Here is a 10,644-nt window from a genome sequence, read left to right as displayed (position 1 = left end):
ACGACCGCGCGGGCGTCGGCGACGGCGACGGGGCCGAAGGCGCCCTCGAACAGGCCCAGTACGCGGTCGCCGACGGCCACCGAGGTCACGTCCCCCGCCACGTCGAGCACCACCCCCGCGCCCTCGCCTCCCAGGCCGCGGCGGTCGGGCACGACGCCGAGGGTCACCATCACGTCGCGGAAGTTGATCCCGGCCGCGCGCACCGCGATCCGCACCTGGCCGGGTGCGAGCGGCTCCAGCGCCTCGGGGCGTTCCTCCGGCACCACGTCGTCCACGGTTCCCGAGTGCTGCTCCGCCATGACCAGTTGCCAGGCCGCCGTGCCGACGGGCAGGGCGATGCCGGGGGTCGCGTCCAGGGCCGTGAGCCGTGGCACCAGCGTCGCGCCGTCGCGCAGCGCCAGCTGCCACTCGTCGGCGTCGAGCGCGGCGCGCAGCGCGTCAACGGCGTTGCCACCGCCGTGATCGAGCAGCGCGAACCGGCCCGGGTTCTCCGTGTGGGCGCTGCGCAGCAGGCCCCAGACGGCCGCCGCGTCGGGCTCGACGTCCGATGCCTCGTCCACGGCGACCGCGTCGCGTGTCACGACCACCAGCCGGGCGTCGGCCAGCCTCGGTTCGGCCAGCCACTCCTGAGCCGCCGTCAGCGTGTCGGCCACGGTGTTCCCGGCCACCAGGACGACGGGCGGCACGGGCGCGCCGTCGTCCAACGCCGCGACGAGCGCGCCGAGATCGGGGTAGTGGGTGAGCGAGTCGGCGAACACCTCGCCGAGCGCCGCCCAGCCGTCCGCCGGCGGTGCCTCGCGTCCGGCCGCGACCGGCAGCGCGGTCCAGCGCACGCGGTACAGCCCGTCGCTGCCGGACTCCGCCTTCCGCAGGCGTGCGGCGTCGATGGGCCGGGTGGTGATGGCGTCGGCGGTGAGGACGAGCTGGCCGGCGGGGTCGGCGAGGGTGAGCCGGTACTCGTGGTCGCCGCGCGGGGTGATGCGCACGCGGGCGTGGGTGGCCGCTGTGGCGTGGAGGGTGACGCCGCTCCAGGAGAAGGGGAGCCAGGTCTCGCCGGTGGGGTCGGCGGTCGCGATGGGCGGGTGGAGCGCGGCGTCGAGCAGCGCCGGGTGGAGGGCGAGGGCGTCGGTGGCCTCGCCGTCGGGGAGCGCGATCTCGGCGAGGAGGTCGTCGCCGTGGCGCCAGAGGACCTTCAGGCCCTGGTAGGCGGGGCCGTAGTGGTAGCCGCCCGCGGCGGCGCGCTCGTAGAAGCCGGTGACGTCGACGCGTTCGGCGCCCGGCGGCGGCCAGGCCTCCTCCGCCAGCGTCTCGGCCGTGGGCTGGCCGGTCGAGGGCTGGGTGGCGAGCGTCGCGCTGGCGTGGTGGGTCCACTCGGCCGAGGGGCGGGACCGGGGGCGGGTGTAGACGTCGAGGGTGCGATGGCCGCTGTCGTCGGGGGCGCCGACCATGACCTGGAGCGCGAGGGGATCGGTGGCGTCGAGGGTGAGGGGCTGCTGGAGGAGGAGTTCCTCGACGTGGTCGGCGGCGGTGTGGTCGGCGGCGTGGAGGGCCAGCTCCAGCAGCGCCGTGGCAGGCAGGAGCGTGGTGTCGGCGATGGCGTGTTCGGTCAGCCAGCCGGCGTGGTCGGCGGCGGGCACCTGCCCGGTGAGGAGGAGGCCGCCGTCGGCGAGCGGCGCGGTGGCGGTGAGGAGGGGGTGGGCCAGGGCGGTGCTGCCGGGGGCGGCGGGACCGGTGGGGGCGGGCGCGACCCAGAACGGCTGGCGCTGGAAGGGGTACGTCGGCAGGTCGACCGCGCGGGTCGCCGGTCCGTCGCCGAACCAGGGGCGCCAGTCGACTGGGGTGTGGGTGTGGAGGCGGGCGAGTGCGTGTGCCAGGGCCTCGGGTTCCGGGTGGGTGCGGGTGAGGGCCGGGATGAGGAGGGGCGGGTGCGCGAGCTCGTCCGCCAGCGCGTCCAGGGTGTTCTGGGTGGCGGGGGTCAGCACGGCGTCGGGGCCGATTTCGAGGTAGGCGGCGGTGTGCGGGGCGGTGTGGGCGATGGCGGGGTGGAAGTGGACGGGCTGGCGGATGTGCCGGACCCAGTAGTCGGGGCTGACGATCTCCTCGCCCGCCGGCTGCCCGGTGAGGTTGCTGATGAGGGGGATGGTGGGGGGCTGGAACCTGAGGTCGGCGATGGCCTGGTGGAAGCCGTCGAGTGCGGGCTCCATCAGCGGCGAGTGGAAGGCGTGGGAGACGGTGAGGGCCTTGGCCCGGCGGCCCTGCTGCTTCCAGTCCGCGGTGAGCTGGGCGACGAGGTCGGCGGGGCCCGAGATGACGGTGCTGGTGGGGGCGTTGAGGGCGGCGACGGTGACCTGGCCGTCGTGGGGGGCCAGGAGTTCGGCGGCCTCCTCGGCGGTGGCCTCCAGCGCGGTCATGGCGCCGCCGGGCGGCAGCGCGCCCAACGCGGTGGCGCGGGCGGCGACCAGGCGGCAGGCGTCCTGGAGCGAGAAGACCCCCGCCACGTGGGCGGCGGCGATCTCGCCGATGGAGTGGCCGATCACCGCGTCCGGGCGTAGGCCGTGGGCGCGCAGCAGCCGGGCCAGCGCGACCTGGAGGGCGAAGAGCCCGGCCTGGGTGTAGGTGGTGTGGTCCAGCAGGCCGGGGTCCGGCTCAAAGCGGAGCACGACGTCGGCGAGCGGGTGGTCGAGATGCGGGTCGAGGAGGGCGCAGACCTCGTCGAAGGCGTCGGCGAAGACGGGGAAGCGGGCGTGCAGTGCGGCGCCCATGCCGGGGCGTTGGCTCCCCTGGCCGGAGAACAGCCACACTGCCTGGCCTGCCGCGGGCGCCGCGGTGGCCGGTGGGGCGGTGACCAGGCGGGGGTGCGGCAGCCCTTCGGCCAGCGCGCCCAGCGCCGCCGTCAGCTCCGCGCGGTCGCCGCCCACGATCACGGCCCGGCGTTCGAAGGTGGCCCGGGTCGTGGCGAGGGACCAGCCGACGTCCCTGATCGGCAACTCCTCATCCGTGCCGAGGCGTTCGGCGAGCGCCGACGCCTGGGCGCGCAGCGCCTCCTCGCTGCGGGCGGACAGCGGCCACGGTACGACGCCGCCGGTGGCGTCGTCCGGCGCCGGTGCCGGCTCGTCGGGGCCCTGTTCGAGGATGAGGTGGGCGTTGGTGCCGGAGGCGCCGAAGGAGGAGACGGCGGCGCGGCGCGGACGCGCGCCGGTCTCCAGCCAGTCGGCGGGTTCGGTCAGCACCCGGACGTTGCCGCTGTCCCAGTCCACGTGCGGGGTCGGCGCGTCCACGTGGAGGCTGGCGGGCAGGCGGCCGTGGCGCAGCGCCATGATCGTCTTGATGACGCCCGCGATGCCCGCCGCCGCCTGGGTGTGGCCGAGGTTCGACTTGACCGACCCGATCCACAGGGGGCGGTCGTCGGCGCGCTCCTGGCCGTACGTCGCGAGCAGCGCCTGCGCCTCGATCGGGTCGCCGAGGGTGGTGCCGGTGCCGTGGGCCTCGACCGCGTCGATGTCAGCAGGGGACAGCCCGGCGCTGGCCAGGGCCTGGGTGATGACGCGTTGCTGGGAGGGGCCGTTGGGGGCGGTGAGGCCGTTGCTGGCGCCGTCCTGGTTGACGGCGGAGCCCCGGATGACGGCCAGCACCTGGTGGCCGTTGCGGCGGGCGTCGGAGAGGCGTTCCAGCAGCACGAGCCCCGAGCCTTCGCCGAACCCGGTGCCGTCGGCGGCGGCGGCGAACGGCTTGCACCGGCCGTCCGGGGCCAGGCCGCGCTGGCGGGAGAAGCCGGTGAAGACCTCGGGGGTGGCCAGCACGGTCACGCCGCCCGCCAGTGCCAGCTCGCACTCGCCCGCGCGCAGCGCCTGCGCTGCCATGTGCATCGCGACGAGCGAGGAGGAGCAGGCGGTGTCGACGGTGACGGCCGGGCCCTGGAGGCCGAGGGTGTAGGCGACGCGGCCGGAGATGACGCTGCCCGCGCTCGCCATCATGCCGTAGCCGTCGAGCCGGGGGTCGCCGGACGGCACGCCGGCGGCGTAGTCGTGGTACATGACGCCCGCGTAGACGCCGGTGAGGCTGTCCTTGAGGGTGTGCGGGTCGATCCCGGCCCGTTCCAGGACCTCCCAGGCCGTCTCCAGCAGCATCCGCTGCTGCGGGTCCATGGCCAGCGCCTCGCGGGGGTTGATACCGAAGAACGCCGCGTCGAAGGTCTCCGCGTCGTAGACGAACGCCCCTTGCGCGGCGTAGGTCGTGCCGGGGTGGTCGGGATCGGGGTGGAGCAGGCCCGCCGTGTCCCAGCCCCGGTTGGCGGGGAACGGGCCGAGCACGTGCCGCCCCTGAGCGACCAGTTCCCACAGGCCCTCGGGCGAGGTCACCCCGCCGGGGAAGCGGCAGGCCATCGCCACCACCGCGATCGGCTCGTCCGCCGCCGCCGCTCTCCTTCCCGGCGTCGGGGTGGCGTTGGCGGTGGCGGTGGCGGTCAAACGCTGGAGGAGGTGGTCGGCCAGGGTGCGGGGGGTGGGGTAGTCGAAGACGAGGGTGGCGGGCAGCCGCAGGCCGGTCGCGGCGGCCAGCCGGTTGCGCAGCTCGACGCCGGTGAGGGAGTCGAAGCCCAGCTCCTTGAACGCCGCCTCCTCGCGGATCGCCGCGTTGGTGGTGTGGCCGAGCACCACCGTCACCAGCTGGCGCACCGTCTGGAGCACGAGGGTGCGCTGCTCGTCGGGGTCGAGTCCGGCCAGCCGGGCGGGGAGCGCAGGACCGCCGCCCGCGTGGTGGAGGTCGGCGGCGCGGCGGCGGGCGGGCCGGGCCAGGGCGCGCAGCATCGCCGGGGCGTCCGGCCCCAGGCGGGCGGCGTCCAGGTCGGCGGCCACCACCAGGGGGCGGGCGGCGCGCAGCGCGGCGTCGAACAGCCGCAGGCCGTGCGCGGTCGCCAGCGGGCGCATGCCGAGCGCGCCGAGGCGGGCGAGGTCGGCCTGGGTGAGGTGCTCGGTCATGGCCGAGGGCTGCTGCCACAGCGTCCACGCCACGCTGGTGCCGGGCAGCCCGTCGGCGCGGCGCGCCGCGACCAGAGCGTCGGCGTAGGCGTTGGCGGCGGCGTACCCGGCCTGTCCCGGATTGCCGATGACGCCGGCGGCGGAGGAGAACACCGCGAACATCCGCAGCGGCACCTCACGGGTGAGGGCGTGGAGGTGCCAGGCGCCGTGCGCCTTGGGGGTCCAGACGCGGGCGAGGCGGTCGTCGTCCCACGCCTCCACGAGGGCGTCGTCGGTCGCGCCGGCGGCGTGGACCACGCCGACCAGCGGGTGGCTGTCCGGGATGGCCTCCAACGCCCCTGCCAGGCCGGCGTGGTCGGCCACGTCGACAGCCGACAGGTCGACGTGGGCTCCCAGCGCCGTGAGCCGCTCCAGCAACTCGGCCGCGCCGGGCGCGTCCGCGCCCTGGCGGGAGAGGAGCAGCAGGCGCTCCGCACCGTACGCGCGCACCAGATGCTCGGCGACAGCGGCGCCCAGCACGCCGGTGCCGCCGGAGACGAGGACGGTGCCGCCGGACAGCTCGGGCCCCTCGGCCCCGGCCGGCGGGGAGGTGCGGACCAGGCGCGGCACCAGCGGGCCCGTGGCGCGGACGGCCAGCTGCGGCTCGTCGGCGTCGAGGGCGTGGCGGACGGCCTCGGCCAGGCCGGCCGCGTCGGCATCGGTGTCGGCATCGGTGTCGGTGTCGGTGTCGACGAGGACGAAACGGCCCGGGTGCTCGGCCTGGACCGCGCGGACCAGGCCCCACACGGCCGCGCCGCCCGGGTCGGGCGGGGCCTCGTTCTCGCCGGCCGGTACGGCGCCGGAGGTGACGAGGACCAGCCGGGAGTCGAGCAGCCTCGGCTCCGCCAGCCACTCCCGCAGCAGCGTCAGGACGCCGCCGACGGCGGTCAGTTCGTCGCCGGGCGTGCCCGGTACGGCGTGGAGCACGGCCTCGGGCGCCGGGGCGCTGTCGTCCAGCGCGGACAGCAACCCGGCCAGGTCGGGGTGGTCGGTGGTGCCGGGGACCGCGAGCGGTACGGCGCCGCCGAACGCCGCCCACGCGCCACCGCCGTCCGGCGGCACCGTCCCGCCGTGCGCGGGCACCCAGTCCACGGCGTAGAGGCCCTCGGCTGCGCGCTCGCCCACGGCACGCAACTCGGCGGCGCTCGTGGGGCGTACGGCGACGGACCCGGCGTCCAGGACCGGGGCGCCGGTCTCGTCCGTCAGCAGCAGGCGGTGCCCGCCGGCCAGCGGCGACACGCGCGCGCGCACCCGGCGCGCGCCGGTGGCGCGCAGCGTCACGCCGCTCCAGGCGAACGGCAGCCACAGCCGCCCGTCGCCCGGCTCGGCCAGCAGCACCGGGTGCAGGGCCGCGTCCAGCAGCGCCGGGTGGATGCCGAACCCGTCCCCACCGCGCCCCGCCGCCTCGGGCAGCGCGACCTCGGCGACCAGGTCGGCGCCGTCCCGCCAGGCCGCCGTCACGCCGCGGAACGCCGGCCCGTAGCCGTAGCCGCCGGCCTCGGCGCGCTCGTACAGGCCCGCGACGTCCAGCGGTTCGGCCCCGGGCGGCGGCCACGCGGCCGCGGCCGCGTCCGCGCCCGCCTCCGCGGCGTCGGGCGTCAGCGTCCCGGTGGCGTGGCACATCCACCCCTCGGTGGACTCGGCGTCGATCTCGTCGGGGCGGGAGAAGACCTCCACGGTGCGCGCCCCGTCCTCGCCCTCGGCGGGGCCGACCGCCACGCGGATGCGCAGCGCCCCGGAGGCGGGCAGCACGAGCGGCACCTGGAGCGCCAGTTCCTCCACTGCGGCGCAGCCCGCCTCGTGGGCGGCCTGCAACGCCCACTCGACCAGGGCCGAGCCGGGCAGCAGCGCGGCGCCGCCGACGACGTGGTCGGCGAGCCAGCCGTCGCCGGCGGAGGACGACAGCCGGCCGGTCAGCACCAGGCCGCCGTCGGGCAGGCTCACGGCAGCGGCCAGCAGCGGGTGCTCGACCGCCCGCAGCCCGGCGGCGGACACGTCGCCGCCGCCCATGCCCGTCCCGCCGTGGGGAATCCAGAAGCGCTCGCGGTCGAAGGCGTAGGTGGGCAGCGCGACCTCGGACCCGGACGCCAACCAGGGCCGCCAGTCGACGTCCACGCCGGCGGCGTGGGCATGCGCCAGCGCCAGCGCCAGCTGCCGCGGCCCGCCCTGGTCGCGGCGGAGCGTGGCCAGCGCGACGGCGCGGGTGCCGGACTCCTCGAAGACGTCCTGCAGGCTGGTGGAGAGGATGGGGTGCGGGTTGCACTGGACGAACGCCCGGTAGCCGTCGGCGACCAGGCGGCGAACGGCGTCGGCGAAGCGGACCGGGCGGCGGAGGCTGGTGAACCAGTACTCCGAGTCGAGCCCGGTCGTGGAGACGCGCTCGGCGCTGACGGTGGAGTAGAACGCGATGCCGGACTCGGTGGGGGACACCTCGCCGAGCGCGCCGAGGATGTCCTCGCAGATGCGGTCGACGTGCGGGCCGTGGGAGGCGTAGGCGACGTCGATGGTGCGGGTCCGCGCGCCCCGCTCTCTCGCGGCGGCCAGCACCGCGGCCACCCGGTCGGGGGAGCCCGAGACCACCGTCGCCTGCGGGCCGTTGTGGGCGGCGGCGACGACGTCACCGGCCTGATCCGGGCCGAGATCGGCGAGGAGGCGTTCGGTCTCCTCGGCGCTCAGGCTGAGGGAGGCCATGGCGCCGTGCCCGATGAGGGGCCGCAGGGCCTTCGCGCGCAGGGCGATGATCCTGGCGCCGTCCTCCAGGGTCAGGGCCCCGGCGACGCACGCCGCCGCGACCTCGCCCTGGGAGTGGCCGATGACGGCCGCCGGGGTGACGCCGAAGCTCTGCCAGACGGCGGCCAGCGCGACGTGGATGGCCCACAGCACGGGCTGGATCACGTCGTCGCGGGCGGGGTCGGCGGCGGTGTCGGTGCCGCGCAGCACGCCGGTCAGCGACCAGTCGACGTACGGCGCCAGGGCCCGCTCGCACTCGGCGATCCGGGCGGCGAAGACGGGGGAGGAGTCGAGGAGTCCGACGCCCATGCCGAGCCACTGCGAGCCCTGCCCGGGGAAGACGAACACCGGCCCGGCGCCGGTCGGGCCGGCCGTACCGGTGACGACAGCCGGGTCGGGTTCGCCGGCGGCCAGCCGGGCGAGGCCGCCGAGCAGCGCCGCCCGGTCCTCGCCGACGACCACGGCCCGGTGCTCCAGGCGGGCGCGTGCCGTCGCCAGCGAACGGCCCACGTCCGCCACCGCGCCGGGGTGGCGTTCGGCCCAGTCGGCCAGGCGCCGCGCCTGCCGCGCCAGCGCGCCCTCGCCGCGCGCCGACAGCACCCACGGCACCACGCCGCCGGCCGTGATCGCCGGCCGCTGCGGCTCCTCGCCCTCGCTGTCGTTCTGGCCCCCGCTCTTCCCCTTCGCCGGGGACGGGTCGGTCGGCTGCTCCAGGATCAGGTGCGCGTTGGTGCCGGAGATGCCGAACGACGACACCCCGGCGCGGCGCGGCCGGCCCGTCTCCGGCCACGCCTGTGGCTCCGTCAGCAGGCGCACCGCGCCGGACCAGTCCACGCGCGGCGTCGGCTCGTCCACGTTGACCGTCGCGGGCAGCACGCCGTGCCGGATCGCCATCACCGTCTTGATGACGCCCGCGACGCCCGCCGCGCCCTGCGTGTGCCCGATGTTGGACTTGACCGAGCCCAGCAGCAGTGGCCTGCCCTCCGGGCGCTGCCGCCCGTACGTGGCGTGCAGCGCGTCCGCCTCGATCGGGTCGCCGAGGCGGGTGCCGGTGCCGTGCGCCTCCACCGCGTCCACCTCGGCGGACGACAGGCGGGCGTTGCGCAGCGCCGCGCGGATGACCCGCTGCTGTGAGGGCCCGTTGGGCGCGGCGATGCCGTTGCTGGCGCCGTCCTGGTTGACGGCCGAGCCACGGATGACGGCGAGCACCTGGTGGCCGTTGCGGCGGGCGTCGGAGAGGCGTTCCAGCAGCACGAGCCCGGCGCCTTCGCCCCAGCCGGTGCCGTCGGCCGCGGCGGCGAACGGCTTGCACCGCCCGTTCGGCGCCAGGCCGCGCTGCCGGGCGAAGCCGGTGAACACGGCCGGCGAGGACATGACGGTCACGCCGCCCGCCACCGCCAGGCCGCACTCGCCGTTCCGCAGCGCCGCGATCCCCAGGTGCATCGCCACCAGCGACGCCGAGCACGCCGTCTCCACCGTCAGCGCCGGGCCCTCAAGCCCGAAGGCGTACGCGAGGCGGCCCGACAGCATGCTGGGCGCGACGCCCGCGTACCCCTCGGACTCCTTGCGCACGGGCGCGCCCGACGCCGCCGAGCCGATGGTCGCCGCGCCGACGAAGACGCCCGTCTGGCTGCCGCGCAGCGCCGTCGCGTCGATGCCGGCGCGCTCGAACAGCTCCCACCCCACCTCCAGCAGCTTCCGCTGCTGCGGGTCGGTCGCCAGCGCCTCGCGCGGGCTCATCTCGAAGAAGCCGGGGTCGAAGGTGTCGGCGTCGTGCAGGAACCCGCCCTCGCGCGTGTACGTCGTGCCGGGGTGGTCGGGATCCGGGTGGTAGAGGGCGTCCACGTCCCAGCCCCGGTCCGTGGGGAAGGGACCGATGGCGTCCCGCCCGGCGGCCACCAGGTCCCACAGCGCCTCGGGCGAGTCGACGCCGCCGGGGAACCGGCAGGTCATCGCGGTGATGGCGATGGGCTCCTGGTGCCGCTCCTCCACCTCGCGCAGCTTGCGCCGCGTGTCGTGCAGGTCCGTCGCCACACGCTTGAGGTAGTCGACAAGCCTTTCTTCATCCGGCATGGGGAGTCACGACCTTCGTCTGCGTTGTGAGCCATCACGATGTGCCGAGTTCGCTGTCGATGAACGCCAGGACCTCGTCGGCGGTGGCCAGCGTGAGCCGGTCGGCAGCGGTGTCCTCGGTGTCCTCGGCGTCCTGGGCCGCCGGCGCGGACACCGCCTTCCATTGGGCCAGCAGGCCCTCAAGCCGATCTGTCACCGCCCGTGCGTCGGCCTCGGGCAGGTCGAGTGCCGACAGGGTGTCCTCCAGCCGCGCCAGCTCCCCGAGCACCGGGTCGACACCGCCGGTCGCCGCGCCCGGCGAGCCGTCCACCACGCCCAGCTCGCCGAGCAGGTGGCCGGCCAGCGCCCTGGCCGAGGGGAAGTCGAAGATGAGGGCGGCCGGCAGCCGCAGGCCGGTCGCCGCCGAGAGGCGGTTGCGCAGCTCGACGCCGGTCAGCGAGTCGAAGCCGAGGTCGGTGAACGGCGCGTCCTCCCGCACGGTTTCGGGGTCGGCGTGGCCGAGCACGGTCGCGGCGTTGGTGCGCACCAGCGTGAGCAGCCGCTGCCGCCGCTCCGGTTCCGGCAGCGCGGCGAGCCGCCGCGTCCAGTCGTCCGGGCGCTGCTCGGCCGTGGCGGCGCGGCGGGTGGCCGCGCCGCTGCCGCCGGGGCGGGCCGCCAGCGCGCGGAACGCCGGCGGAAGGCTGCGGGGCGGCTGCGCGGCCAGCGCGTGGACGTCGAGGTTCAACGCCACGAGGTGTGGTTCGCCGTGGCGGTGGGCGGTGTCGAGGAGGGCGAGGGCGTGATCGGTGGGCAGGGGGGAGACTCCCGACCGGTTCATGCGGGCGTG

Annotated in this window: 2 protein-coding genes; both read right to left on the bottom strand. The window is 76.6% G+C overall.

Annotated elements, in window-relative coordinates:
• A partial coding sequence (locus ACH4U7_RS52710; protein ID WP_398534865.1) for a beta-ketoacyl synthase N-terminal-like domain-containing protein occupies positions 1-9,818 on the bottom strand: 9,818 nt, incomplete at its 3' end.
• A gap of 34 nt (positions 9,819-9,852) precedes the next feature.
• The coding region (locus tag ACH4U7_RS52705) for a phosphopantetheine-binding protein (RefSeq protein WP_361732142.1) at positions 9,853-10,644 on the bottom strand (792 nt) is incomplete at its 5' end.

It is taken from the genome of Streptomyces sp. NPDC020845 (assembly GCF_044334165.1).
Lineage (GTDB): Bacteria > Actinomycetota > Actinomycetes > Streptomycetales > Streptomycetaceae > Streptomyces.
The sequence above is the reverse complement of the archived record's forward strand: the minus strand, read 5'-3'. Positions and strand labels throughout refer to the sequence as shown.